This window comes from Salinispora sp. CH2A1_6, from assembly GCF_056820975.1.
The window spans coordinates 389,759-414,972 of the sequence record NZ_JBXEDG010000016.1 but is presented as its reverse complement, the minus strand read 5'-3'; the positions used below and the strand labels follow the sequence as shown (position 1 = coordinate 414,972).

Below are 25,214 nucleotides of genomic sequence, written 5' to 3'. Positions count from 1 at the left end.
CGTGGGGCTTTGTCCATGCTCGACAGAGGCTAGCGGTGGAGAACTGCACCGGACATCAGTAGTTGACCATGAAGTTTCGTCAGGGTTCACCCCGAGGGGCCGCTCGACGATGATGACCAGATGGACGACCTCAGCATCCGCGATCGGGTCCCGGCTGACCTGCACCGCTGCATCTCGGTCCTCGCAGACGTGCACCGGCGGGACCGCTACCCGCTGAACTGGCCCGGCGACCCGTACGAGTGGCTCTCCCCCGACAACGCGCGCCACGCCTGGATCGCCGAGCACGGACGCACCGTCGTCGGCCACCTCGCCCTCCACCACCCCGCCGCCGCGACCGATCCCGCCTCCCCGACCAGCTCCGCCTCCACGACCAGCCCTGTCTGCTCAACCGGCCCTGTCGCCGAGACCGCGGTCGAGGTCAGCCGCCTGTTCGTCGCAGCGGCCGCCCGTCGCCACAACACCGCGACCAGGCTCCTGCACCACGCCCGCCAATGGGCCACCGAGCACCAACTCGACCTCACGCTGGAGATCGTTGACGACCCCAGGTCAGCCGCCGCCATCGCCCTGTACGAACGCACCGGCTGGCGACACACCCACACCGCCACCGCCGACTGGACCGGCCCGGGCGGCCGACCCGTACGGCTGCGCCACTACAGCCTCCGCGACCAGGGCGTGCAGACGTCGTGGCAGAACTCACCTGGGTGACAGACCCAGATCGAGAACTGCGCTGCTCGTCAACGTGTAGGGAAAGAGTATTTTCGCTTCTGGATTTTCACCCGCCGGATGCGCGACGTGTGCCGCACATCCGGCGAGCGATTTTCGCCGACTCACCGAGAGCGGTCAGCCTTGGGTACTTGTCACCGGGAGACGGGGTATGCGCTCTCGCTGCCGCTCTGGCCGGTGGTGTGGTGGATCCAATCGGCGATATGGTCGACCCGAGCCGTCGTCTCCTCCTGCGAGTGGGGGCAGGGCGGGCCGTCTGATACCACGGACACCAGCGTCTGGGTGCCGTCCGGGTTTTCGGTGAAGTAGGGCGCACCGGAGTCGTACAGGCAGGCGCTCGTGTTGGCGGCTGGAGCATGACCGACCATCATGGCTGAGGTGCCGGCGACGCGGTTCAGCATGAACTGGCCGGTCTGCAGGTGGGTGGCGGGCGTGGGGTTGTGGGAACTGGTGGCACCCCAGCCAGTCATACGCACGATGGTTCCGGTCTGCGGTTTCGTGGTAGCAACCGGCAGTGGAGCGATATCGGTGACGGGAGTTGCCAGCTTGGCCAGCGATACGTCGAGGCTGGATGCCTGCTGTACCTCAACGACGTCAATGACGTGCCCTGTTGTGGCGTCCAGGCTAGCGCGGCCGACGGTCGCGGTGGTCGCATAGGGAACTGGTCCGCTTACCGGATTCCCCCACACGTCGTGGAAGCAGTGTCCTGCGGTGATTATCCATTGGGGGGCGATGAGAGCGGCGGAGCACGCGCTGTCGTACGTGGTTCCGTCGGGCCGCGGGATATCGGTCATCGTGAGTTTAGTGGCAAAGGTGTAGTCACCTTCGGCAACCGGGGTTCCATTGGCGACCGCATGGGCGGTGCCGGATGCGGCGAGTGCGGCCGACGCCCCGAGGGCCGCGGCGGCCGCGGCCGCCGCGATGCGCGGCGCTATAGCTGGCAAACGAATCATCGGGGAAGGCTAGCACCGGAGTATTACCGAGATGAAATACATAAAAATACTGTGTACCGAATATATAGTCAAGCGACTATACCTGCTGGTTGCGGCGCCCGAGGTGGGCACCGGTGTAAGGAACGATCAGTCGACATCCACAAGCGATCGGAATGGCCTTCGATCTGTGCCATGCGGGTCAGCTGGTTCGGACGGGGTGTGAGGTCACATGCTTTCCCTGCCGTAGCAGGTCAACACGGCCGGAGACGCCGGATCCGAGTGGCAACTCGAGGGTTGACAGTGGTCCTTACATCGTCGGGACGCGCCCGTGCTGCCAGATAGGGCGGGGTCGACTGGTCCGGCTGCGTCAACGACTCACGGCAACGCCGTAACAATCCCGTGCCTGCCGACAGCGCCGGAGGCGCGCTACCAGCCGGGAAGGCCCTGCTCAACAAGCAACTGACGGATGGGGGACCAACCAGCCCACCGAATCCAGATGAGACGGACATATCCTGAACCGTCCGTACACTGGTAGGGTGCTGGACAAGATCGACGCCCCGCCGGGCTGCATCCGACGGGGCGTCTGTGTTCCCACTTTCGAGATGGAGCGCTGTGAGAACGAAGTCGATTGTAACGGGACTGTTGGCATGCGCCATCGGGTCCACTGGTGTAGTGGCCATCGCCACGCCTGCAAGTGCTGACGTGACCGATGAGAAGCCGGTCGTCCAGAAGGCGCGTTTTGAAGCTGCGGACATCGCAGCGGCCAGCGTCCGGGCAGACAGACTTCCTAAGGACGCAATTCAGGCCCGGAGTCGGGTGACCGAGCACCTTGAGGAACAGGTCCGGCTCGGCCGTCTGGTTGACGAGCGGTCGTTGAGTGTGGCGTCACTGCCGGATCCGTTCAATCCGGGTGAAATGGTCGACATGGTGTGGGAAGGCGAGCAGACGCCGCAGTCGCTCGAAATTCAGCTTGCCGAACACCCGGACGGTCGCGCACAGATGGGAATGGGAGTCGAGGCAGCTGGTTCGCCTACGGCCGACAGTGTTCCCACCTCAGCTGGCGCGGGCTACAGCGCGGGCACCGACCCAGACAACATGTATAAGCAGGACAACGCCTGTACCACAACCTGGTTCGTGCCGAACTATGACGCGGACCGCGACCACAAGCTGGTCTCGTGCTGGGAGTGGTGGGCGCAGCCCGGTACGGTCCACTGGGTGTATAACCGGTGGATGCTGTGGACCCCGGCATTGCAGGACTCTAATTTTTTCCAGGCCGTAACGACTGATCTCTACATCGCTGCCCGTCCGTGGGTGGGGCACGAGTCAAAGCTGCCTAAACTCAATGACTGGGCCCCTCGATCCATTGACGACGACTGCTCCTCGGCCGGCACCGTTACTTTAAGTGGTGAATACAACGGCGTGGGCGGATCAATCGGAATCCCACTCACCAAGTGTGTGGATCGCATCCTGGACATCAACTCGGTGAGTCGCAAGATCGCCGTTGACTACCAGCAAGACGACGACACAAACACCGGCTCGCTGGGCCAGATGTACATGGACGTTGCCGGGGACTTTGACGCCAGTAACTCAAGTGTCATTCCCGTGATGGCTGACTACAACTGGGCAACCGTCACCTACGGGAGCATCACTGGTTTCCAGAAGGAAAACTGGGTGCAGAAAGACAGCGGATGGTGAACGACCCTTCGAGTAGTCGAGGGTGGGGATGGCGGGTGTCGCGGCGTAGCCGCGGCGCCCGCCGCGCTGTGATCGCCGCGACGATCGTAGCGATTCTCGGCTTGGCCGCCCTCGCTGCGCCTTTCGTGCTTGAATCGGAGCCGGAGAGAGCCGGGGAGAGTCCGAGTTCATGGAAATCATCAGATCATTGCGATGTCTGGCCAACTCGTGAAGAGTGCTCAGCAATCATTGTCGGCAATAAGTCTTGGCGATATTCGCTACTTCGTAGTCGCGAGGAAACGGCAGAAACCGTCCTCGTGGATCTCGGCGGCCCCGGGATATCCGTGCTGTCCGGAGCTTTGGGTCTTAAGTCTTTCGCGACGAACTTCAGCGTACTCAGCTCTCGGTACAATCTGCTCTTCATTGAGGAGCCATGGGTTAGGCAGGCGCCTCCTGAGGGTTGTGAGGATGCACTCGTGGCTCACTTCGATCACCTCCGTGACCAAGTCGTTGCATTCGCTGGTAATGCCCCGGACGTTGCGGAGAAGTGCCAGTTAGCATGGCCGCCTGGCCAGCAACCCAACCAGCCAGTTGCGCATCGCGCATGGGGATTCGACCCCGGAAACTACTCCCAGCTGGTGGCGGCTATCGGCCAACTAGAACACCTCGACCTCAAGGGATTCGTCGGCCACTCCTGGGGTTCGAAGAGGCTTGCATACCTGCTCGAAAAAGCGTCGGAAAGTGAATTTAGCCTGGACTGGAGTGTTCTTGTTCGGCCGTTTCCCGTAGGAGTTGAGGGTGATGCCCTCATCTCTGAGCAGGCTGCGGTTTTGGAACGAAATTTCGGCGTTGTTGAGGCAATGTCGCCCGTGACGGTCGACTCTCGCTCGTTGCCGGTAACATATTTTGACCAACTGTCCGCATTGGTTGAGTTGGGATACTCCGACGAAAGGTACGCCAACGAGAACTCCCAGGCCATCATTCAGGGGAAAGGCATTTCCGAGATCGGCACTCTTTCCGACGAATATTGGCAGCGATTTGGTCGGGACTCACTCTCGGTGGGCCGGCTCGCAGAGTGGCAGGAAGTATGTTCGACAACTCGGTCGCCAGACCGTAGCAACAGGAAGATCGGCGATATTGCTGATCTGCTCGCCTCGCGATTTGCTGCTTGCGAACGGATACCGCTGCACACGGGAATCCAGGCACACACCGCTGGCAAATCCTGCATTGTGGCCGCGCCGAATGACTCCGTCACGCCCCAATCCCTGATTAGGGAAACCTATCAGGCATCCTCTCCCGAAGCCACGTGGGTTGAATCGGCGGAGCGACAGCACGGCTCAATTGACGGACTAGACGAGTGCCTAGAGGCCGTTCTTCAACCGTAGATACGTGCGATCCTGCTGTCGATCAGCGGCTACCGGCGGTCCGTTTTCGCCGGACGAAGCAGCCTGGGATGGATACAGGTCCCAGGCTGCTTTCATGCCGGGCCGGACATCAGCGCCGGTGCGGTGGTCGTGGACACCGTGAAGCTGCGGCCAGGCACGTCGGAGCCAACACCGCCGCCGATCACCTGGACATGCTCGCCCACCCCATCGCGCAGGTCCCCGCCCAGCGCCCCGGCACCTGCTCAACCGGCATCTTCGGGGCGACTGGTCGATCGCTGGGGCAACTCGGCAGCCTCTACAGGCCGGCTTCAGACGTTGAAGCGGAACTCCACGACGTCGCCGTCCTGCATGATGTAGTCCTTGCCCTCGATGCGGACCTTGCCCACCGCCTTCGCGGCGCTCATCGACCCAGCCTCGAGTAGGTCGTCATAGGAGACGACCTCCGCCTTGATGAAGCCGCGCTGGAAGTCGGTGTGGATGACCCCGGCGGCCTCCGGTGCGCTCGCCCCGACCGGCACGGTCCAGGCCCGCGCCTCCTTGGGTCCGGCGGTCAGGTACGTCTGGAGCCCCAGCGTGCGGAAGCCGACCCGGACGAGCTGGTCCAGCCCGGGCTCGGCCTGCCCGATCGACTCCAGTAGCTCGCGGGCCTCCTCCTCGGGCAGGTCCACCAGCTCCGATTCGATCTTCGCGTCCATGAAGACGGCCTCGGCGGGGGCGACCAGGGCCCGCAGCTCGTCGAGGAACTCGGCGTTGGCCAGCTCGGCCTCGTCGACGTTGAAGACGTACAGGAAGGGCTTGGTGGTCAGCAGGTGCAGCTCGCGCAGGTGTTCCAGCGCGACACCGGCGGCAGCCGCGCCCGCGTACAGGGTGGTGCCGTTGTCGAGCACCTCCACGGCGGCCTTGGCGGCGGTCACCGCGGCGGCCCGGTCCTTGCGGAGCTTGGCCTCCTTCTCCAGCCGGGGAATCGCCCGCTCCAGCGTCTGCAGGTCGGCGAGGATCAGCTCCGTGTTGATCGTCTCGATGTCGTCCGCCGGGGCGATCTTGCCGTCAACGTGCACGACGTTCGGGTCGGAGAAGGCGCGGACGACCTGGCAGATCGCGGCGGCGTCGCGGATGTTGGCGAGGAACGCGTTGCCCCGCCCCTGCCCCTTCGAGGCGCCCCGGACCAGCCCGGCGATGTCGACGAACGACACCGGCGCGGGAATCACCTTCTGCGACTCGAAGATCTCGGCGAGCTTGCCCAGCCGCTCGTCCGGCAGGCCGACCACACCGACGTTGGGCTCGATGGTGGCGAAGGGGTAGTTCGCCGCGAGCACGTCATTCTTGGTCAGCGCGTTGAAGAGGGTGCTCTTGCCGACGTTGGGCAGGCCGACGATGCCGATGGTGAGACTCACGACGAGCCAGCTTACGCCGCCGCCAGTTGACCACCGGCACCTGGCCGACGATTCCTGTCGCCGGCTCAGCCCAGCAGGCGAGGGCCGATGGGGGTCTCCCGGATGCTGCCGTCCGGGCCGCGACTGACCTCGTACGCCGACACACCCGGCCGGTCCGCGACCGCCTCGACCAGCCGCTCGCCCCGGTAGAGCAGACCGACGCCGTCGTCGGTGCACCGGCTGGTGGGCAGCGTGCCGTCGCCGACCAGCCGGTGCATCAACGGGCGCCGCTGGTCTTCACTGTCGTAGTGCACCCCGTTGCCGTACGGCAGCCAGCCCAGCCCGTCGGTGAAGCCCCGCAGGGTGGTCCCGAAGCTGTCGGTGGCGCCGCCGGAGTGCCAGCAGATCGAGCCGGCGGACACCCCACCGAGCACGACCCCGGCCTCCCAGCACTCCCGCAGGATCTCGCCGAGGCCGTGCACCCGCCACACCGCCAGCAGGTTGGCCACGCTGCCGCCGCCAACCCAGATGACGTCCTGCGCCCGCAGGTGGGCCCGCACGTCCTCGACGTTGGGCATCGGGAACAGGGCCAGGTGGGACATCCGAAACCGGCTGCCGGCGAACCCCTCGTAAACCCGGGTCAGGGTGGCCGGCTGGTCCCCCTGGGCCTGGTCGAGGAAGCAGATCCGTGGCTCCGCCGCGCGGGCCAGGTCGGCGGCCAGGTCGAAGACCGGGTTGATCTGCCGGGGCTGGCCGGCGCGTCCCGGCGCGAAGATGCCCATGCTGGTGGCGAGGATGGTGGGTTCGGTGGCGGCCACGGTCGTCCTTTCCGTCGGGTGCGTCGCCCATCCTGCCCGAGCGCGGCCTCGGTCAGTCCCGGGGGCGGGCCTGGCGGGGAATGGCCGGCTCGATCCGCGGCGTTTCCGACGGCAGTTCGGCGGCGGCGGCGAGCGGCAGGGTGAAGCGCGCGTCGGCCGCCGGCCCGACCGCGTGCGACTCGCGGAGCATCCAGCGGACCTCGTCGGCGGTCCACCCCAGCCCCGGCCGGGCAGCGATCTCGCCGAGCAGCCGCACCGCCGCCCGGGTGTCGTCGTCGTAGAAGCGCACGCACCAGTGGTGCACCCACATGCCGAGCGCACGGAGCCGGTCGTCGTCCAGCGAGCGGACCAGCCGACCGCTGGCGGTTTCCTCGAACGCCCGCTCCGGGTTTCCGGCCCGGTCCCGGTCCAGCGCTCCGACCGCCGCCGGAGCGACTACCCGCATGCGGGTGAAGAAGCCCTGCGTGACCGCCGGATCCAGCGGCGGGTGCCCGTCCCGTGTCGGTGCCTGTCCGCCCGCCCCGCTTGCCATCGCCGCACCTTTCTCCCGTGACCTGGTGTGCGAGACGGTACCGACCAGGACCGACCGTTCCTGCCCCGGGCACCCCCGCGCTACACCGGCGTCCGATTCCCGCCAGCCGACCGGCTCCGGACGGAGGCATCATCGGTGCGTGGACCTGGACTTTGAACGGTGCTACCGGGCCGTTGACAGCCGCGACCAGCGGTTTGACGGCTGGTTCTACACCGGTGTGCTCTCCACCGGCATCTACTGTCGGCCATCCTGTCCGGCGACCACCCCGAAGCGAAAAAATGTACGGTTTTTCCCATCTGCTGCCGCGGCGCAGGGCGCCGGGCTGCGGGCCTGCCGTCGATGCCGGCCGGATGCGACCCCCGGTTCACCACAGTGGGATCTCCGGGCAGATCTGGTGAGTCGGGCCATGCGGCTGATCGCCGACGGCGTGGTCGACCGCGACGGGGTGCCCGGCCTGGCGGCGCGGCTCGGCTACACCGAGCGGCACCTGCACCGGCTGCTCCGCACCGAGCTGGGCGCCGGCCCGCTCGCGCTGGCCCGAGCGCAACGGGCGCAGACCGCGCGGACCCTGATCGAGTCCACCGACCTCGGGCTGGCGGAGATCGCGTTCGCCGCCGGGTTCGGCAGCGTACGGCAGTTCAACGACACCCTCCGCGAGGTGTATGCGGTCCCGCCGTCCGAGCTGCGGGCCACCCGGCGTCGTCGAACGGCACCCGCGGGACCCGGCACGTTCACGGTCCGGCTGGCCTACCGCCCCCCACTGCACGTCGGGGCGCTGCTGGACTTCCTCGCCCCGCGGACGCTACCGGGGGTGGACGAGGTACGCGCCGGTACCTACCACCGGGGCCTACGGCTGCCCCACGGCACCGGCACGGCGGCGCTGACCCCGACGGAGCGGCACGTGGCGGCGACGCTGCGCCTGACCGACCTGCGGGACCTGGCGCCAGCGGTGGCCCGGTGCCGCCGGCTGCTCGACCTCGATGCCGACCCCACCGCGGTGGACGCCGCCCTGACCACCGATCCCGCCCTGGCCCCGATGGTCGCGGCGGAACCCGGGGTCCGGGTGCCCCGCACCGTTGACGGTTTCGAGGTGGCGGTCCGCGCGGTGGTCGGCCAGCAGGTCTCGGTGGCCTCCGCCCGCACCACGCTCACCCGGCTCCTGAGCCAGCTCCCCACCCCCGTGCCGGAGGCGGGAGGCGGGGGGTTGTCCGGGTTCCCCGCCGCCGAGGAGGTGCTTGCCGCGCCGGATTCAGCCTTCCGGATGCCGGCCGCCCGCCGGGAGACGCTGCGTCGGCTGGCGGCGGCGGTGGCCGCCGGGGAGGTCGACCTGGAGCCGGGTGGGGATCGACAGGAGACCCGGCAGCGGCTGCTGGCCCTCCCCGGGATCGGCGCGTGGACCGCGGACTACGTGGCGCTCCGCGCGCTCGGCGACCCGGATGTCCTGCTCCCCACCGATGTGGCGGTCCGCCGGGGCGCCGCCGCCCTCGGCCTCCCCACCAGCCCGGACACCCTGTACTCGTACGCCGACCGCTGGCGCCCCTGGCGCTCGTACGCGATGAGCCGACTCTGGAGAGCAGCATGAACACGATCGACGCCACCGTCGCCGATACCCCCGCCGGCCCGCTCGGCATCCTCGCCGGACCGGACGGGGCGGTCCGAGCCGCCGGCTTCACCACCGACCTGCCCGCCCTGCTCACCCTGGTTCACCCACGCCTGCGCGCCCCGTTGCGCCAACGACGTGACCTCGGCCCGGTCACCGCCGCCGTCACGGCGTACCTGGATGGGGAGCTGACCGCGGTGGACGGGGTTCCGGTCGAGCAGAACACCGGCGGCGCATTCCTGGCCCACGCCTGGGACGTGCTGCGGGACCTGAAGCCGGGCGGTCCGGTCACCTACACGGAGCTCGCCGGGCTGGCCGGTCGCCCGGCCGCGGTCCGGGCCGCCGCGGCGGCCTGCGCCCGGAACGCCGCCGCACTCTTCGTCCCCTGTCACCGGGTGCTGCGCACTGACGGAACGCTCGGTGGCTACCGCTGGGGGCTGGAGGTGAAGCAGTGGCTGCTGAATCATGAGCGCCAGTTGACAACAAGCTGACACCGGCGACGGTCCTAAAAGACGTAACGTCGGGTAGTGCCCGCGGAGGTTGACGGCGATCCGGCCCCCACCACGGGCCGACATCCGCTCGACAGTCTCTGGCGGCTTCGGCACTACCTGCGCCCATACGCGCCAGAATTCGCCTGGCTCCTTCTCGCCGGTCTGGCCGCCATGGCGGCAGGGATCGCCGTACCGCTGGTGGCCCAGCGGGTGGTGGACGGCCCGGTCGCCGAGCGTGATCCCGCCGGACTGTTCCGCCTCGCCGGCCTGGCGCTGCTCTTCGGGCTCGCCGAAGCAGTGCTTATCTTCATCCGCCGCTGGGTGCAGTCCTCCTCCTCGCTGGGGATCGAGACGACCATCCGGGCCGACATCTACGCCCACCTGCAACGGTTGCCGGCCAGCTTCCACGACCGGTGGCAGTCCGGTCAGCTCCTCTCCCGGATCACCACCGACCTTTCGGCGATCCGTCGGTTCCTCTCCTTCGGCCTGCTCTTTCTCGCCCTGAACCTGGTCACGTACACCGTGGTGGTGGCGCTGCTGATCCGGCTGCACCCCGTGCTGGGCCTGGCCGTGGCGGTCAGCGCCATCCCGCTGTTCCTCCTCGCGCGACGGTTCGCCCGCGCCTACCACGCCGCCTCCCGGCGAATGCAGGACCAGCAGGGCGACCTGGCCACGCTGGTCGAGGAGACCGCGCAGGGGCTACGCACGGCGAAGGCGTACGGGCGCGGGCCGGAGCTGGCCGCCCGATTCGCTGTCAGCTCCCGAGCGCTGCACGACACCGCGGTCGGCAAGGGACGGCTGCTCGCCGACACCTCCGCCCGGCTTGACCTGGTACCAAACCTGACCCTGGGCGTCGTCCTCGTCGCCGGCGCGGGCGCCGCCGCGGCCGGCACGCTCACCATCGGCGAGTTGGTGGCCTTCGTCAGCCTCCAGCTCCTGCTGATCTGGCCGGTACAGGGCCTGGGGTGGATCATCGCGGGCGGGCAGGAGGCGGCGACCGCTGCCGACCGGATCCGGGAGGTGTTGGACACCCCGCCCGCGATCCTGGACGCTCCCGACGCCGTCGCCCCACCCCGCGCCCAGATCCTCGGTCGGTTGCGGTTCTCGGGTGTCTCGTTCCGGTACCCGGGTGCCCACGAACCCGTGCTGCGCGACGTTGACCTCACCGTCGAGCCGGGCGAGACGGTAGCACTGGTCGGCGCGACCGGCTCCGGCAAGAGCACCCTGCTGTCGCTGGTGCCCCGGCTGCACGATGTGACCGGCGGCCACCTCACCATCGACGGGTACGACGTGCGGAACCTGCAGCTGGCGACGCTACGCCGGCTGGTCGGAGTGGCCTTCGAGGAGCCGACGCTCTTCTCCATGTCGGTGTGGGAGAACGTGACGCTGGGCCGGCCCGATGCCGGTGACGAGGAGGTCCGCGCCGCGCTCGCGCTGGCGCAGGCCACCTTCGCCTACGACCTGCCGTGGGGGTTGGCGACCCGGGTCGGCGAGCAGGGCCTGTCCCTCTCCGGTGGGCAGCGGCAACGACTCGCGCTCGCCCGGACGGTGCTCAGCCGCCCCGCCCTGCTCCTGCTCGACGACCCCCTGTCCGCCCTCGACGTGCACACCGAGGCGCTGGTCGAGACGGCGCTACGCCGGGCCCTACCCGACACCACCACGCTGGTCGTGGTGCACCGACCGGCCACGATCGCGCTCGCCGACCGGGTCGCCCTGCTGGAGGCCGGCCGGATCACCGCGCTGGGCCGGCACGCCGACCTGCTCGCCACCGTGCCCGCGTACCGTGCCCTGCTCGCGGCCGAGCCAGGGCCACCGGCGGGCGATCCGGCCCCCAACGGTCTGGTGCGCTCGTGACCGACGGCGACGATCCGGGCGGTGACCCGCCGTCGACCGTTTCCGGGCCGCGACCGCGGCCGAGTCAGGAGAACTGGCGTGGCATCGCGGTCGACCCGGACGCCGACCGCAGCCGGGCCGAGGACACCGATCCGGCGGCGGTGGCCCGGCTGCGCGCCCGCAGCCGGGCGCTGCTACGCAACCTGCTCCACCCGCACCGCCGACAGCTCGCCGTCGCCGTCGCACTGCTGCTCATCCAGAACGTGGCGGGCATGGCCGGACCGTATCTGGTGATGCTCGGCATCGACCGGGCCATTCCGCCGCTGCGGGCCGGTGACACCGGGCCGTTGATGTATATCGCGGCCGCGTTCGTCGTCGCCACGGTCGCCGAGTACACCGCCCGCCGCGGCTTCCTCGTCCGCTCCGCCCAGATCGGTCAGGCGGTGCTCCTCGACCTCCGACGGCGGGTGTACGGGCACTTCCTGCGCCTGTCGGTGACGTTCCACGAGCGGTACACCTCCGGGCGGGTGGTCTCTCGGCTCACCAGCGACCTGGACTCCATCGGCGAGTTGGTCGGCGGTGGCATCGACAGCCTGGTCCTCGCCGCCCTGTCGATCCTGTCGGTGGCCGCGATCCTGCTCTGGCTGGACCTTCCGCTGGCCGCCGTGACGCTGCTGGCGTTCCCGTTCCTGTTCTGGCTGTCCCGCTGGTTCGCCCGCGCCTCGGCCGTGGCGTATCGGTGGACCCGGGACACCATCGCCCTGGTCATCGTGCACACCGTCGAGTCGCTGCGGGGAATCCGGGCGGTGCAGGCGTTCCGCCGCGAGCCGCGCAACCAACGGATCTTCACCCGGGTCAACGACGACTACCGGCGGGCCAGCCTGCACGCGTTTCAGCTGATCGCGACCTACTCGCCCGGGGTCAAGCTGATCGGCAACGTCACCATCGCGGCAGTGCTCTGCTACGGCGGGTGGCGTGTCCTCAACGGTCACGCCGAGGTCGGAGTACTCGCCGCCTTCCTGCTCTACCTACGTCGGTTCTTTGAGCCGATGCAGGAGCTGAGCCAGTTCTACAACTCGCTGCAGTCGGCCACCGCGGCGCTGGAGAAGCTCGCCGGGGTGCTGGACGAGCGGCCGGAGGTGCCGGAGCCGGCCCGCCCGGTGCCGCTGCCGGCCGCCGGGGCCGGGCGCGGCGCGGTGACCTTCCACGCGGTCTCCTTCGGGTACTACCCGCAGTCCCCGATCCTGCGCGGACTGGATCTGGACGTCCCGGCCGGACAGACCGTCGCGCTGATCGGGCCGACCGGCGCCGGCAAGTCGACCATTGCCAAGCTGCTCGCCCGTTTCCACGACCCGAACACGGGCAGCGTTTCGGTGGGGGGCGTGGACCTGCGGGACCTCGCCGACGCCGACCTGCGGCAGGCGCTCGTCCTGGTCACGCAGGAAACCCACCTCTTCGGCGGTACGGTCGCGGAGAACATCCGCTTCGGCCGGCCGGACGCGGACGACGCCGCGGTGGCGGCGGCGGCGAAGGCGATCGGCGCGGACGAGTTCATCACCGCGCTGCCCGACGGGTACGCCACCCAGGTGCACCGCCGCGGCAGCCGGCTCTCGGCCGGTCAGCGGCAGCTCGTCGCGTTCGCTCGGGTGTTCCTGGCCGACCCGGCGGTGCTGATCCTCGACGAGGCGACGTCGTCCCTCGACGTCCCGACCGAACGCGCGGTCCAGCGGGCCCTGGCCACCATTCTGCGGGACCGTACGGCGCTGGTGATCGCACACCGACTCTCCACCGTCGAGATCGCCGACCGGGTCGTGGTGTTGGAGTCGGGGCGGATCGTCGAGGACGGTCCACCGGGGCGACTGGTCCACAGCGGCGGGCAGTACGCCGCGCTACACCGCCAGTGGCTGGATTCCCTGAGCTGAGCGCAAGGAGTAGTCAGGCAACACCGGGCCCGACGGTGCCGCGCTGAGGTGCGCGCTTGCCGCCAACCGCTGGCCAGCGGTATCGGAGACTAGCTATGCGCCGGCTGACCGATCAAGGACCACTTCGCCCACGTGACCGGATCCGGTCACCGGCGAGACCCGTTGACAGGCAGGGTAAGGGCCTCGATGAGGGTTCGACCCCTTGGGCTGCCTCTGGGCAACCAAGGGGCCGCGCCACGGGGCAAGGGCCGGAAACCATGTCGAAGACAGATGTCAGCCCAACGTCGCTGCAGATCGCCATCCTGAGGTCCAAGGCCTCCGGTAATGATGACGCCGCCGCCGCGCAGCACCACATCACCTGCGGCTGCCAGGCTCTGGACGATTCACCCTGACCCCCGCACTGTCCGGAGTAAACTCCGCCGACGATCCACTGGTAGGCCGTTGACCTGCCTCAGCTGGTTTCGCCGGCCACGCTGAACGACCGGAGTCGATCGACTGCCAGGGCGGTGAAACCAACCACGATCAGCGTGCTCATCACCGCCGCGACCGGCACCGAGACATCGGTGGCGAGCAGCTCGGTCGGGGCGAACCGGTCGGCGAGCGCGATCACGTACTGCTGGATGGAGAGCACCTTCGTACCGCTGACGAAGTTGCCCAGCAGCCCCTCCCAGATCAGCACGTAAACCAGCCCGAGTAGCACCGGGCGCCGCGTGACCAGGCTGAGCGCGAGGAAGAGCGCGCAGTAGGCCAACGCGCCGATGGAGGCGGCGGCCGCGAGTGCCAGACCGACCCGGACCGAGCTGGCGAGCACACCGGCCACATACAGCGGCACGGCGACGGTGACCGCGGTGACCCCGGCCGCCACCGCCAGCTTCGGCAGCACGATCTGCCAGCGCGGCAACGGCTTGGTGAGGATGTGCACCACGGTGCCGTCATCGATCTCCGCACCGAGCACGCCGGTCCCGACGATCAACGCGATCACCGGTAGCACCACGGCCAACCCGAGGCCGACCAGCACCGACGGCCCCCACTCGCTGGGGTCCACCCCCAGCGCGCGGGAGAGCACCGCGAGCAGAACCAGCAGCACCGGGAGCGGGAACAACAGCAGGAAGCGACGCCGCCCCAACAGCCCCCGGGCGGTGATCCAGGAAACAGTCGACATGGTCAGGCCTCCACCAGGTAGGAGAACACGCTCTCCAGGGACTCGTCCTCGGGCACCAGCTGCCGCACCCGGATTCCTCGGGCCGGGGCGATCTTGGGCAGCGCCCGGGTGAAGGCGCCGTAGTCGCTCACCTGTACGGTCAGCCCGGCCTGGCCCAACTCCACACCGGTCACCGACGGTTCCGCCATCAGCGCCACGGCGAGCGCCCGGTCGTCGGTGGACCGGATCGCGAAGACGTGCGGCCGGTTGGTCATCAGCCGACGGATCGTTCGGAAGTCGCCGGAGGCGGCGAGCCGGCCGGCGACCATCACCTGCACCGTGCCGGAGAGCTGCTCGACCTCCTCCAGAATGTGTGAGCTGAACAGGATGGTGCGCCCGGCGCCGCCGAGGCGGTGCAGCAGGTCCATCATGTGCAGCCGCTGTCGCGGGTCCATCCCGTTGAACGGCTCGTCGAGCAGCAGCACCTGCGGGTCGTGGACCAGCGCCGCCGCCACCCGGGCCCGCTGTCGCATGCCCTTGGAGTACGTGCCGATCCGGCGGGACTGCGCCCCCTCCAACTCGACCAGGGCGATCGCCCGGCGAGCGGCCTCCGCGGGGTCCGGCAGCCGGTGCAGCCGTGCACTGGCCAGCACGAACTCGTACGCGGTGAGGAAGGTGTGCACGGCCTCCCGTTCGCTGACCAGGCCCAGTCGCCGGTAGACCTCGGGGTTGCGCCAGGTGGGCGCCCCGTCCAGGGTCACCGCGCCACGGGACGGCGCGAGGAAACCGGCCATCATGTGCAGCAGCGTCGTCTTGCCCGCGCCGTTGGGGCCGAGCAGGCCGGTGACCCCCGGCCCCAGGCTCATGCTGACGTCGTTGACGGCGACCACGTTGCCGTACCAGCGGGAGACCCCCGCCAGGTCCAGTCGGCTGCCGGTGGGGGCCGGCGTCGACCTCGGCTCCACACTGGTCACGCTCATCGGGTGGCCACCTTCCGGTAGCGGGCCAACAGGAGGGCGACACAGCCGGCCACGAGCAGCACGGCCGTGAGGGCGTAGAGCGGGCCGAACCGACCGATGGGCAACCCATCCCCGCCCTCGAAGAGCAGGTCACCGAGTGCCCAGGTGCCCACGCCGTTGACCATGGTCATCGGGGAGGCGAGGAAGGCCAGCTCATTGATTGTCCGCGCGGGCAGGATAGCGAGGATGCCGACGATCGGCGTGGTCATCAGGAAGACCGCGACGATCCCGCCGGCGGCGAACGCCCGCTTGCCGGTGAGCGCGGCGACCAACAGGCCGATCGCGCCGAAGACCGCCGCCCAGAGACCGGCGTAGAGCAGCCCCGGCAGCAGGTCGAGCAGCTCGTTCCAGACCCCCCGCGGCCCCTCGCCGAGGGTGAAGGCGGCACCGAGGAACATCACCAGCTGCGGGCCGCCGAGCAACAACCAGAGCGCGGTGACCAGGGCGAGGAGCTTGGCCAGCGGATAGTCCGATCGGGCCAGCGGCCGGGAGAAGTACAGCGGCAGTACTCCGCTGCGCAGATCGCGACTGACCAGTTCGGGGGCGGCGACGGCGACGAAGAAGATGATCAGCCAGCTCATCGTGTCGGCGAACTGCGCGTACGTGATCACCACCTGGCCGATCTGGCTCCGGACGGCGGCGACCACAGCGGCGACCACGATCACGATGCCCACCACGAGCCAGGGGAAGATCTTCGCCTTGGCGCTGCGGCCGAAGCCGAAGACCGTGCGCAGCCCGTGCAGGTAGAGCGCGCCGAACACCGGAGCTCGGCCGAGGCGGGGGCCCGTGTAGCGCTGGTAGCCGATGTCGTGAATGACTCCGGTCGACTCAGACATGGTTGGGCTCCCTCGTGGCGAACAGCTCGGCCACCCGGTGGCGACGCTGGTCCAACCGGTGCAGCGGCAGGTCCAGCTCGGCGACCGCGCCGAGGATCTGGTCGTAGGTGTCGTCGTCGGCCAGCTCGACGAGGAGCAGGCGGCCGTCCCGGCGGACCGGCAGCCGCAGTGCGGCCAGGCGGGCGGCGAGTTCCTCGGTGCCCTCGCTGACCTCCACGGCGAGCACGTCGGTGGCCGAGGTCATGGCGTCGATCCGGTCGGCCCGCAGCAGCCGGCCGCCGTCGATGGCGACCAGTGTGTGGCAGATCCGCTCGACCTCGCCGAGCAGGTGTGAACAGACCAGGACCGAGATGCCGAACTCGGTGCCGATCCGGTGGATCAGGGCGAGCATCGCGTCCCGCCCGGCCGGGTCGAGCCCGTTGGTGGGCTCGTCGAGCAGCAGCAGGTCCGGGTCGTGCACCAGGGCCTGGGCGAGCTTCACCCGCTGCTTCATGCCGGTCGAGTAGCCGCCGACCGGACGGTAGCGCTCCTCGTAGAGCCCGACGTGTCGCAGCGCCTCGCTGGCCCGCTCGCGCGCCACCGTCCGCGGCAGGCCGCTGACCCGGCCGAGGTGGGTAACCAACTCGGCGGCGGAGAGGTCGGGTGGCAGGGCCTCGTGCTCGGGCATGTAGCCGACGCGCGCCCGGACCTGGTCGGGCTGGGTGGTCGGATCCAGGCCGAGGACCCGGACCTGCCCGTTGGTCGGCGGGAGCAGGCCGAGCAGGATCTTGATCAGGGTGGACTTGCCGGCGCCGTTCGCGCCGACGAGGCCGACGATGCCGGGCTCGACCACAACGGTCAGATCGGCCAGCGCGGTGACCCCACCCCGGTAGGTTTTGGTCAGCGACTCGGTCGCGATGAGTGCCACGCCCCCACCCTAGGCAGGTGCCGCCAGCTTCCGACACCCGCCGCGCCCCTGATCGTTCCCGTAGGGGGCGGCAGCCGTAAGGCTCCGGTAATTCCCCCCACCGGCCCCCGCCGGCAGACTGGAGGCATGGCTTCAAGACTGCTGCGCGCCCCGCTCACCTGGGTCGCGGTCACCGTTCTCGCCGCCGGCACCGCCTTCGGTCTCTACTGGTTCCAGCCGTGGAAGCTGGTCACCAACACCGAGGTGAACGAGGAACTGACGGTCGTGGCCACCGGAACGCCACCTTCGGCCGCCAACTCCACCCCAGACGACGGCTCCGCACCAGACGAGGATTCCGCCCCGGACGCCGGCCCGACGATCGTCCGCAGCGGCGAGTTCATCACCCACGAACACGACACCAGCGGCACCGCCCGGATCATCCGCACCGCCGACGGCAAGCTGCGGCTGGAACTGGTCGGCCTGGCCACCTCCAACGGCCCTGACCTGCGGGTGTGGTTGACCGACCAGCCGGTCCGGAGCGGCGAGGCCGGGTGGCACGTGTTCGACGACGGCCACTGGGTCGAGTTGGGCCGGCTCAAGGGCAACCGCGGTGACCAGGCGTACGACATCCCGGCCGAGGTCGACCTGGACAAGCTGACCAGCGTGTCAATCTGGTGCAAACGGTTCGCGGTGTCGTTCGGCGCGGCCCCCTTGGCCACTGCCTGACCTCCGGCCGCGTCCCCATCTCCTGGAGTGGCACTCGACCGATCCCCCGGTCGGCTGAGAAACTAGTGCCGAACAGTGACTTGGGGGGTTCATGAGTAACGGTTGGGTGCCGCCCGACGAGGTGCTGCGGGACGCGCCGGCGTACTCGCCCCGCCCGGGTGAACTGGCCGACCTGGAGCTGATCCTCACCGGGGCATACACCCCGCTGACCGGCTTCATGACCCGCGCCGACCTGGTCTCGGTGAGCCGGCGGGGCCGGCTCACCGACGACGCTCCCTGGTCGGTACCGGTGACGCTCCAGGTCCCCGCGACCCTCGCCGAACGGCTGGACGTCCGGGACCCGGCCCGCCGCACGTTAGTGCTGACCGACGGCGAGGGGGCCCCGATGGCCGCGCTGGAGGTCGCCGACGCCTGGCCGGTCCGCGACGGGGTGACGGGGGTCGGTGGTCCGGTGCGTCGGCTCGGCGACGGCGGACACGGCCCGTTCCAGCGGCTACGCCGCACCCCGGCGGAGATCCGCTCGCTACTGCCGCCCGGCCGGGTCCTCGGGGTGGTCGCCGACCGGCCGCTGCACCGGCCGCAACTCGCCCAGATCGCCCACGCGACCCGCACCCTCGGCGCCCACCTGCTGGTGCTGATCCCGATCGGTGAAGACGGCGGCGACCTGCCGCCGGAGGCCCTGGTGCGCAGCGTCTTCGCCGCCCGGGACCGGATGCCGCCGGCGACGCTGATCGCCGTTCCGCTGCCCCGCCGCCGCGAGGAGATCAGCGACGCGCTGCTCCGGGCGCGGGTCTCGGCGGCGTACGGCGTGACCCATCTGCTCTCCACCGGCGAGATGCTCTCCGGTGCCGGGCTGCGGGTGCTGGTCCCGCGGGAGTTGGCCTACGACAACCGCGACGGGCAGTGGCGGTGGCGGGAGGACATCCCGCCGCGCAACCGGCGGCAGGCGCTGACCCAGGCCGAGATCGACGACCTGCTGGACCGGGGATTCCCGCTGCCGGAGTGGCACACTCCGCCGGCGGTGGCGAAAGAGTTGGTGCACGCCCGCCCACCCCGCCGCTACCGAGGCTTGGTCATCTTCCTGACCGGCCTCTCCGGTTCCGGCAAGTCCACCATCGCCCGCGGTCTCGCCGATGCCCTACGGGAGCAGGGCGAACGGACGGTCACCCTGCTCGACGGCGATGTCGTGCGCCGGGAACTGTCCGCCGGGCTCGGCTTCAGCAAGGCTGATCGGGACGCGAACATCCGCCGGATCAGCTGGGTGGCAGCCGAGATCGCCCGGCACCGGGGGGTGGCGATCTGCTGCCCGATCGCCCCCTACGAGCAGGCGCGGGCCGCCGCTCGGAAGATGGCAATGGCCACCGGGGCGGGCTTCCTACTGATCCACGTCTCCACCCCGCTGGAGGTCTGCGAGCAGCGAGACCGGAAGGGCCTGTACGCGCGCGCCCGCGCCGGTCTGCTGACCGGGATGACCGGAGTGGACGACCCGTACGAGGAACCGACCGACGCCGAGCTGACGGTCGACACGACCGATCTGACGGTGGACGAGGCGGTGCAGGAGGTGCTGCACCAGCTGGCCGAGACGGGCTGGGTCGAACCCCGCCACCCGAGCGTGTAGTTCCCGGCCGCCGGGTGCCCGGGACAGGCGGCCCGGGGACCCGGGGTGCGGGGGGCCCGGGACAGGGCCCCCCGCTGGGAAGGGACGGCTGGCTGTGCGTGACAGCCGGGAAAGCTGACAGGCGACGCACGTCGGGGGCGACCGCGGTCAACCTTCCTGGACGCGACTGGCATCTCGTCCACCTGGGTCAACGAGGCGCGCCGGAGAAAGTCGCGCCACCCGCTGGCTCGGCCCCACCCGCCGACTACCCGAGCGGTAGTCGGCGGCCCCGCCGGTCGGGATCAGGCGAGCTTGCGGGCCAGGTTCTCGTCCAGCGCGTGCATGAACTCGTCGGTGGTGAGCCACGGGGCGTCCCGCGAGATGAGCAGCGCGAGATCCTTGGTCATCTGGCCGCCCTCGACGGTCTCGATGATGACCTTCTCCAGCGTGTTGGCGAACTCGGTGACCGCCGGGGTGCCGTCCAGCTTGCCCCGGTGGGCCAGCCCCCGGGTCCAGGCGTAGATCGAGGCGATCGGGTTGGTCGAGGTCTTCTCGCCCTTCTGGTACTGCCGGTAGTGCCGGGTGACGGTGCCGTGCGCGGCCTCGGCCTCGACGGTGCGGCCGTCGGGGGTCATCAGCACGGACGTCATCAGGCCGAGCGAGCCGAAGCCCTGCGCGACGGTGTCGGACTGCACGTCACCGTCGTAGTTCTTGCAGGCCCAGACGAAGCCGCCCTCCCACTTGAGCGCCGCGGCGACCATGTCGTCGATCAGCCGGTGCTCGTAGCTGATGCCGGCCGCCTCGAAGTCGGCCTTGAACTCGGCCTCGTACACCTCGGCGAAGATGTCCTTGAACCGGCCGTCGTACGCCTTGAGGATGGTGTTCTTCGTCGACAGGTAGACCGGGTAGCCACGGTCGAGGCCGTACCGCATGGAGGCGCGGGCGAAGTCCCGGATCGACTCGTCGAAGTTGTACATGCCCATGGCGACCCCGCCGCCGGGGAAGTCGGCGATCTCCATCTCGACCGGCTGGGTGCCGTCGGTCGGGGTGTAGGTGATGGTGACCTTGCCGGGCCCGGGGACGACGAAGTCGCTGGCCTTGTACTGGTCGCCGTGGGCGTGCCGGCCGATGATGATCGGCTTCGTCCAACCGGGCACCAGCCGCGGCACGTTGGACATGATGATCGGCTCACGGAAGACGACACCGCCGAGGATGTTGCGGATGGTGCCGTTCGGCGACCGCCACATCTTCTTCAGGCCGAACTCCTCGACCCGCGCCTCGTCCGGAGTGATCGTGGCGCACTTGACACCGACGCCGTGCTCCTTGATCGCGTTGGCGGCGTCAACGGTGGCCTGGTCGTCGGTCTCGTCCCGGTGCTGGATCGAAAGGTCGTAGTAACGCAGGTCGACATCGAGGTAGGGCAGGATCAACTGCTCCCGGATCTGCTTCCAGATGATCCGGGTCATCTCGTCGCCGTCGAGCTCTACGACCGGGTTGTTTACCTTGATCTTCGCCATCGGCCGGCGCTCCTCTCGGGGGACACATGCTCAAGCAGTACGAGCGTACTGCAAACAATCCCGGTCTCCCCAGCCGGCCTCATTCCGCGGCCCCGAACCCTCGGCGGGGGCGATGGCGGCCCCGCGGCCGGGTGGCCACGGGGCGCTGCCATCGGGTGATCACATGCTGGCGACGTCGCTCTGCTTGGCCCGGACGGCCTCGGCGGCCTCCTTCAGCGCGGCCCGCTCATCGGCGTCCAGGTCGGTCTCGACGACCCGGCGGACTCCCTGCGCGCCGATCTCCGCCTCCACCCCGAGGTAGACGCCGGAGATGCCGTACTCCCCGTCCACCCAGGCGCAGACCGGCATGACCTCGCCGGAGTCCTCGGCGACGGCCTTCGCCATCCGGGCGGCGGCGGCCGACGGGGCGTAGTAGGCCGAGCCGGTCTTCAGCAACGCCACCACCTCGGCGCCACCGTTGCGGGTCTTGACCACCAGCTCCTCGATCTGCTCAGCGGGCATCGCCTCGCGCAGCGGCTTGCCGGCCACGCTGCTCTTCGACGGCACCGGGACCATGGTGTCCCCGTGCGAGCCCAGCGTCAGCGTCCGCACCGACGCCACCGGTACGCCGAGCGCCTCGGCCACGAAGTTGGTGAACCGGGCGGTGTCCAGCATGCCGGCCTGGCCGAGCACCCGGTTGTGCGGGAACTGGGTGGCGATCTGGGCCAGCGCGGTCATCTCGTCGAGCGGGTTGGAGACCACGATCACGACGGCGTTCGGCGCGTACTTGGCGACGTTCTCGGCGACCTGCCGGACGATCTTGGCGTTGGTCTCCAGCAGGTCCATCCGGCTCATGCCCGGCTTGCGCGGCAGGCCGGCGGTGACGACGACGACATCCGAGCCCTCGATGGCCTCGTAGCCCTCGCCGTTGGGGCCGGTGGTTACGCCAACCAGCTTGGTCTCGAAGCCCTCGATGGCCCGTGACTGGTTGAGGTCCAGGGCGAGACCCGCCGGCTTGCCCTCCACGATGTCCGTGATCACGACGGTGTCGAAGACGTCGTACTCGGCCAGACGCTGCGCGGTGGTGGAGCCGTAGAAGCCGGCCCCGACGACAGTGACCTTCTTACCCATTGACGTCCCACTCCCTGATACCAGTCGGTTTTTCCGGACCGTATCAGCCATCCTGGCACCGATCCGGTCAGGGGCGGACGGTTATGACCCCGATGTGTGCGCTTCGGTGCCGCTGCGGGACTTCAGCCGCGTTCGGCCCGCTCCACGACGTTGGTCAGCAGCATCGCGCGGGTCATCGGCCCCACTCCGCCGGGCATCGGGACCAGGGCCCCGGCCACCTCGGTGACGCCGGGATCCACGTCGCCGGTGTAGCGGCCCTTGCCGTCGGGGCCGATCACCCGGGTGATGCCGACATCCACCACGACCGCACCCGGCGTGATCATGTCGGCGGTGAGCAGCCCCGGCACCCCGGCGGCGACGATCACGATGTCCGCGGCTCGGGTGTGCGCGGTGAGGTCGAGGGTGCCGGTGTGGCAGAGGGTAACGGTCGCGTTCTCGCTGCGGCGGGTGAGTAGCAGACCGAGCGGGCGGCCGACCGTGTTACCCCGACCAACCACGACGACCCGGGCACCGCGCAGCGCGACGTCGTGCCGGCGAAGCAGCTCGACGATCCCGCGCGGGGTGCAGGGCAGCGGGCCCGGGTAGCCGAGCACCAGCCGGCCCAGGTTGACCGGGTGTAGACCGTCGGCATCCTTGTCCGGGTCGATCAGCTCCAGCACCCGCTGGGTGTCGAGGTGGCCGGGGAGCGGCAGCTGCACGATGTAGCCGTGACAGGCCGGGTCAGCGTTCAGGTCGCCCAGTACGGCGTCCACCTGCTCCTGCGTGGCGTCGGCCGGAAGCTCCCGCCGGAGCGAGGCGACGCCAACCTCGGCGCAGTCGCGGTGCTTGCCGTTGACGTACGCCTGGGAGCCGGGATCACCGCCGACGAGGACGGTGCCGAGACCGGGGGTGACACCTCGTTCCGCCAGAGCCTTCACGCGCACCCGCAGCTCGTCCTTGATCTCGGCTGCGGTCGCCTTGCCGTCCAGAAGCGTCGCCGTCACCTTCAGATCGTCTCACGCCAGCGACCGAGCGGGGCCGACGACCCGGGCAGCCGGCGACCAGGTGCGCCGTGTCCGGGGTCACCGGGACCGCCCACTACCGTGCGATAAGTCACTCTGAGTAACGCAGGCCGGGTCAGAACTGGACGACCACCCGCGGGCGGGGGCACGCCGGACAGTTGGCGACGGTCCGTTCGACCCCGACTTCGCGGGTCGACACGGCTCGGCCGACCCGCCGATTCGGTACACAAATCCGCAGGTAGGAGCGATATAGCTAGCACGGAAGGGTGCCACCCACAACCCCCGCCGCCACCCTCCGTTACGGCTTCGCAACCCTTCCGTTGTCGATCGCAGACCGGCGGCCTACCGTTGCCGGTCGTTGCGCAGCGTTACCCAGCGTCGGGTCCTGCGCAGCGTGAGGATGAGGAGGCTTCATGCGCGTTCGTAGACTCGCCGCCTGGACGGCCCTCCCGCTCGCGGTGACCCTGGGCCTGGTGGCCTGCGGCTCCGGCAGCGGTGGTTCCGGCGGGACCGACCCCAACGCGGCCGTGCGGATCGAGATCGCCGAGCCGCAGCACCTGGTACCGACCAACACCACTGAGACCAGTGGCTCGCAGGTGCTCGCCGCCCTGTTCAGCCCGCTGGTCGACTACGACGACGCCCACCAGGCGTACGAGGTGGCAGCTGAGTCGGTGACGTCCGAGGACAACATCACCTGGACGATCAAGCTCAAGGACGGCTACACCTTCCACAACGGCGAGCCGGTCACCGCCGACAACTACATCGACGCCTGGAACTACGGCGCCTACGCCCCGAACGGCCAGGGCTCGAGCTATTTCTTCGAGAAGATCGCCGGGTACGAGGACCTTCAGGGTGAGACCCCGGCGGCGCAGACGCTGTCCGGCCTGGAGAAGGTCGATGACCTGACCTTCACCGTCACCCTGTCGGCGCCGTACTCCGACTTCCGGGCCATGCTCGGGTACAACGCCTTCTACCCCCTACCGAAGGCGGCGTTCTCGGAGCCGGGCGTGCTCGACGAGAGCTACGAGCAGGCGCCGATCGGGCAGGGCCCGTTCAAGATGAAGGGCACCTGGCAGCACGACTCCCGGGTCGAGGTCGAGCGGTACGACGCCTTCCCCGGCGAGCAGCCGAAGGTGGCGGGCGTCGAGTTCCGGATCTACCAGCAGCCGGCCGCCGCGTACGCGGATGTCCTCTCGGACAACCTCGACGTGATCAAGGTGATCCCGACCGAGAACCTGTTGACCGCCCCCACCGACCTGGGGGACCGGTTCCAGACCAGCCCCGGGTCGACCTTCCAGTTCCTCTCCTTCCCGACCTACCAGGAGGAGTTCAGCGACCCGGACGTGCGGAAGGCGATCTCGATGGCGATCGACCGGGAGGAGATCACGAAGGCCGTCTTCAAGGACTCGCAGACTCCGGCCCGCTCGTTCGTCTCCCCGGTTGTCGCGGGCTACCGCGAGAACACCATCGGCGACGCCGGCACCTTCGACCCGGCCAAGGCCAAGGCGCTCTACGAGAGCGCCGGCGGCCCGAGCCAGATCGAGATCTCGTACAACGGCGACGGCGGCCACAAGGACTGGGTCGACGCCACCTGCAACCAGCTCAAGGCGAACCTGGATGTGGCGTGCGTCGGCAGCGCCGAGCCGAAGTTCTCCGACCTGCTGACGAAGGTCAAGGCGGAGCAGCCGGTCGGCCTGTTCCGGATGGGTTGGGTCATGGACTACCCGTCCATGGAGAACTACCTGGGCCCGCTGTACAGCAGCAACGGCTCGGCGAACTTCTACGGCTACGAGAACCCCGAGTTCGACAAGTTGGTCGCCGAGGGTTCGGCGGCGGCCTCCGGGGAGGAGGCGATCGCGAAGTACCAGCAGGCCGAAGACCTGCTGGCCGAGGACATGCCGGTGATCCCGCTGCGCTACGGCCAGAACGTCTTCGGGCACTCGAGCCAGGTCACGAACGTGGAGATCGACCTCTTCAACCGGGTCGACCTGCTGAAGATCGAAGCAGTCCAGTAGTTCGGTAGCGAGCGACGTGGTCGGGTCACCGGGTAGCTGGTGACCCGACCACGCCTCCCCTTCGCCCTTTTTCAGAGAGACTG

General features: G+C 69.3%; 22 protein-coding genes. 11 read left to right on the top strand and 11 right to left on the bottom strand.

Annotated elements, in window-relative coordinates:
- The first annotated feature begins 120 nt into the window (after nt 1-120).
- Nucleotides 121-705: a GNAT family N-acetyltransferase gene (locus AC1UKG_RS22975; RefSeq protein ID WP_482643037.1), complete on the top strand. Its 585-nt coding sequence runs from the start codon at nt 121-123 to the stop codon at nt 703-705.
- 152 nt (nt 706-857) lie between these two features.
- Here the strand turns inward: AC1UKG_RS22975 and AC1UKG_RS22970 are convergent, their stop codons facing one another.
- On the bottom strand, nt 858-1,676 hold the full coding sequence (locus tag AC1UKG_RS22970; RefSeq protein WP_482643038.1) for a S1 family peptidase: 819 nt from the start codon (nt 1,674-1,676) through the stop codon (nt 858-860).
- A 651-nt stretch (nt 1,677-2,327) separates the two neighbouring features.
- On the opposite strand from AC1UKG_RS22970, the gene AC1UKG_RS22965 reads away from it, so the two are divergent.
- Entirely contained in the window at nt 2,328-3,350 is a 1,023-nt protein-coding gene (locus AC1UKG_RS22965) for a hypothetical protein (protein ID WP_155244421.1), read from the top strand.
- 455 nt (nt 3,351-3,805) lie between these two features.
- Entirely contained in the window at nt 3,806-4,714 is a 909-nt protein-coding gene (locus AC1UKG_RS22960) for a hypothetical protein (protein WP_482643039.1), read from the top strand.
- A 308-nt stretch (nt 4,715-5,022) separates the two neighbouring features.
- Here the strand turns inward: AC1UKG_RS22960 and ychF are convergent, their stop codons facing one another.
- The 3 genes from ychF to AC1UKG_RS22945 all read right to left on the bottom strand — a co-directional run bounded on the left by ychF (nt 5,023) and on the right by AC1UKG_RS22945 (nt 7,437).
- Nucleotides 5,023-6,108, bottom strand: coding sequence for a redox-regulated ATPase YchF (gene ychF / locus AC1UKG_RS22955; RefSeq protein ID WP_018216931.1), 1,086 nt, complete (start codon nt 6,106-6,108; stop codon nt 5,023-5,025).
- Between the two features lie 65 nt (nt 6,109-6,173).
- Nucleotides 6,174-6,905 carry a peptidase E gene (locus AC1UKG_RS22950; protein ID WP_018744177.1) on the bottom strand — a complete coding sequence of 244 codons (732 nt, stop codon included), beginning with the start codon at nt 6,903-6,905 and terminating at the stop codon, nt 6,174-6,176.
- 52 nt (nt 6,906-6,957) lie between these two features.
- Nucleotides 6,958-7,437: a hypothetical protein gene (locus tag AC1UKG_RS22945; protein ID WP_018744178.1), complete on the bottom strand. Its 480-nt coding sequence runs from the start codon at nt 7,435-7,437 to the stop codon at nt 6,958-6,960.
- Between the two features lie 139 nt (nt 7,438-7,576).
- Here AC1UKG_RS22945 and AC1UKG_RS22940 point away from each other — a divergent pair, with 139 nt between their 5' ends.
- The 5 genes from AC1UKG_RS22940 to AC1UKG_RS22920 all read left to right on the top strand — a co-directional run bounded on the left by AC1UKG_RS22940 (nt 7,577) and on the right by AC1UKG_RS22920 (nt 13,675).
- Nucleotides 7,577-9,019, top strand: a complete 1,443-nt coding sequence (locus AC1UKG_RS22940) for an AlkA N-terminal domain-containing protein (protein ID WP_482643040.1) — start codon at nt 7,577-7,579, stop codon at nt 9,017-9,019.
- Entirely contained in the window at nt 9,016-9,528 is a 513-nt protein-coding gene (locus tag AC1UKG_RS22935) for a methylated-DNA--[protein]-cysteine S-methyltransferase (protein ID WP_018744180.1), read from the top strand. The genes AC1UKG_RS22940 and AC1UKG_RS22935 overlap by 4 nt, the downstream gene beginning before the upstream one ends.
- A gap of 36 nt (nt 9,529-9,564) precedes the next feature.
- Nucleotides 9,565-11,382, top strand: a complete 1,818-nt coding sequence (locus AC1UKG_RS22930) for an ABC transporter ATP-binding protein (protein ID WP_018813998.1) — start codon at nt 9,565-9,567, stop codon at nt 11,380-11,382.
- Nucleotides 11,379-13,283 carry an ABC transporter ATP-binding protein gene (locus tag AC1UKG_RS22925; protein ID WP_482643041.1) on the top strand — a complete coding sequence of 635 codons (1,905 nt, stop codon included), beginning with the start codon at nt 11,379-11,381 and terminating at the stop codon, nt 13,281-13,283. The genes AC1UKG_RS22930 and AC1UKG_RS22925 overlap by 4 nt, the downstream gene beginning before the upstream one ends.
- Before the next feature lie 257 nt (nt 13,284-13,540).
- Nucleotides 13,541-13,675 (top strand): hypothetical protein, encoded by a 135-nt coding sequence (locus tag AC1UKG_RS22920; RefSeq protein WP_482643042.1) that lies wholly within the window; start codon nt 13,541-13,543, stop codon nt 13,673-13,675.
- A 59-nt stretch (nt 13,676-13,734) separates the two neighbouring features.
- Here AC1UKG_RS22920 and AC1UKG_RS22915 read toward each other — a convergent pair whose 3' ends face one another.
- The 4 genes from AC1UKG_RS22915 to AC1UKG_RS22900 are packed head-to-tail and all read right to left on the bottom strand — an operon-like array spanning nt 13,735 to nt 17,186.
- Entirely contained in the window at nt 13,735-14,445 is a 711-nt protein-coding gene (locus AC1UKG_RS22915) for an ABC transporter permease (RefSeq protein WP_018744183.1), read from the bottom strand.
- Nucleotides 14,446-14,447: 2 nt separating this feature from the next.
- Nucleotides 14,448-15,404, bottom strand: coding sequence for an ABC transporter ATP-binding protein (locus AC1UKG_RS22910; RefSeq protein ID WP_482643043.1), 957 nt, complete (start codon nt 15,402-15,404; stop codon nt 14,448-14,450).
- Nucleotides 15,401-16,279 (bottom strand): hypothetical protein, encoded by an 879-nt coding sequence (locus AC1UKG_RS22905; protein WP_018744185.1) that lies wholly within the window; start codon nt 16,277-16,279, stop codon nt 15,401-15,403. Before AC1UKG_RS22905 ends, AC1UKG_RS22910 begins: the two co-directional genes overlap by 4 nt.
- Nucleotides 16,272-17,186: an ABC transporter ATP-binding protein gene (locus AC1UKG_RS22900; RefSeq protein WP_018814001.1), complete on the bottom strand. Its 915-nt coding sequence runs from the start codon at nt 17,184-17,186 to the stop codon at nt 16,272-16,274. Before AC1UKG_RS22900 ends, AC1UKG_RS22905 begins: the two co-directional genes overlap by 8 nt.
- Nucleotides 17,187-17,312: 126 nt before the next feature.
- Here AC1UKG_RS22900 and AC1UKG_RS22895 point away from each other — a divergent pair, with 126 nt between their 5' ends.
- Complete coding sequence (locus tag AC1UKG_RS22895) at nt 17,313-17,891, top strand: DM13 domain-containing protein (RefSeq protein WP_018814002.1); 579 nt, start codon at nt 17,313-17,315, stop codon at nt 17,889-17,891.
- A 91-nt stretch (nt 17,892-17,982) separates the two neighbouring features.
- Entirely contained in the window at nt 17,983-19,509 is a 1,527-nt protein-coding gene (cysC, locus tag AC1UKG_RS22890; RefSeq protein ID WP_018744188.1) for an adenylyl-sulfate kinase, read from the top strand.
- A gap of 281 nt (nt 19,510-19,790) precedes the next feature.
- On the opposite strand, the gene AC1UKG_RS22885 is transcribed toward cysC, so the two are convergent.
- The 3 genes from AC1UKG_RS22885 to AC1UKG_RS22875 form a co-directional block, all read right to left on the bottom strand.
- The gene (locus AC1UKG_RS22885) at nt 19,791-21,005 is read right to left on the bottom strand and encodes an NADP-dependent isocitrate dehydrogenase (protein ID WP_018744189.1); all 1,215 of its coding nucleotides are present in this window, start codon (nt 21,003-21,005) and stop codon (nt 19,791-19,793) included.
- A gap of 159 nt (nt 21,006-21,164) precedes the next feature.
- A complete protein-coding gene (locus AC1UKG_RS22880; protein WP_018744190.1) occupies nt 21,165-22,115 on the bottom strand; it encodes a malate dehydrogenase in 951 nt (316 codons plus the stop codon).
- A gap of 122 nt (nt 22,116-22,237) precedes the next feature.
- Complete coding sequence (locus tag AC1UKG_RS22875; protein WP_018729221.1) at nt 22,238-23,098, bottom strand: bifunctional methylenetetrahydrofolate dehydrogenase/methenyltetrahydrofolate cyclohydrolase; 861 nt, start codon at nt 23,096-23,098, stop codon at nt 22,238-22,240.
- A 431-nt stretch (nt 23,099-23,529) separates the two neighbouring features.
- Between AC1UKG_RS22875 and AC1UKG_RS22870 the strand changes: the two genes are divergently transcribed.
- Nucleotides 23,530-25,131, top strand: coding sequence for an ABC transporter substrate-binding protein (locus AC1UKG_RS22870; RefSeq protein ID WP_018814004.1), 1,602 nt, complete (start codon nt 23,530-23,532; stop codon nt 25,129-25,131).
- Nucleotides 25,132-25,214 lie beyond the last annotated feature (83 nt).

Bases quoted from the DNA above. Each gene is read 5' to 3' on its own strand.
- AC1UKG_RS22880 (WP_018744190.1), bottom strand. From the start codon at position 22,115: ATGGGTAAGAAGGTCACTGTCGTCGGGGCCGGCTTCTACGGCTCCACC.
- AC1UKG_RS22915 (WP_018744183.1), bottom strand. From the start codon at position 14,445: ATGTCGACTGTTTCCTGGATCACCGCCCGGGGGCTGTTGGGGCGGCGT.
- AC1UKG_RS22870 (WP_018814004.1), top strand. From the start codon at position 23,530: ATGCGCGTTCGTAGACTCGCCGCCTGGACGGCCCTCCCGCTCGCGGTG.
- AC1UKG_RS22975 (WP_482643037.1), top strand. From the start codon at position 121: ATGGACGACCTCAGCATCCGCGATCGGGTCCCGGCTGACCTGCACCGC.
- AC1UKG_RS22920 (WP_482643042.1), top strand. From the start codon at position 13,541: ATGTCGAAGACAGATGTCAGCCCAACGTCGCTGCAGATCGCCATCCTG.
- AC1UKG_RS22885 (WP_018744189.1), bottom strand. From the start codon at position 21,005: ATGGCGAAGATCAAGGTAAACAACCCGGTCGTAGAGCTCGACGGCGAC.
- AC1UKG_RS22905 (WP_018744185.1), bottom strand. From the start codon at position 16,279: ATGTCTGAGTCGACCGGAGTCATTCACGACATCGGCTACCAGCGCTAC.
- cysC (WP_018744188.1), top strand. From the start codon at position 17,983: ATGAGTAACGGTTGGGTGCCGCCCGACGAGGTGCTGCGGGACGCGCCG.
- AC1UKG_RS22970 (WP_482643038.1), bottom strand. From the start codon at position 1,676: ATGATTCGTTTGCCAGCTATAGCGCCGCGCATCGCGGCGGCCGCGGCC.
- AC1UKG_RS22935 (WP_018744180.1), top strand. From the start codon at position 9,016: ATGAACACGATCGACGCCACCGTCGCCGATACCCCCGCCGGCCCGCTC.
- AC1UKG_RS22895 (WP_018814002.1), top strand. From the start codon at position 17,313: ATGGCTTCAAGACTGCTGCGCGCCCCGCTCACCTGGGTCGCGGTCACC.
- AC1UKG_RS22910 (WP_482643043.1), bottom strand. From the start codon at position 15,404: ATGAGCGTGACCAGTGTGGAGCCGAGGTCGACGCCGGCCCCCACCGGC.
- AC1UKG_RS22945 (WP_018744178.1), bottom strand. From the start codon at position 7,437: ATGGCAAGCGGGGCGGGCGGACAGGCACCGACACGGGACGGGCACCCG.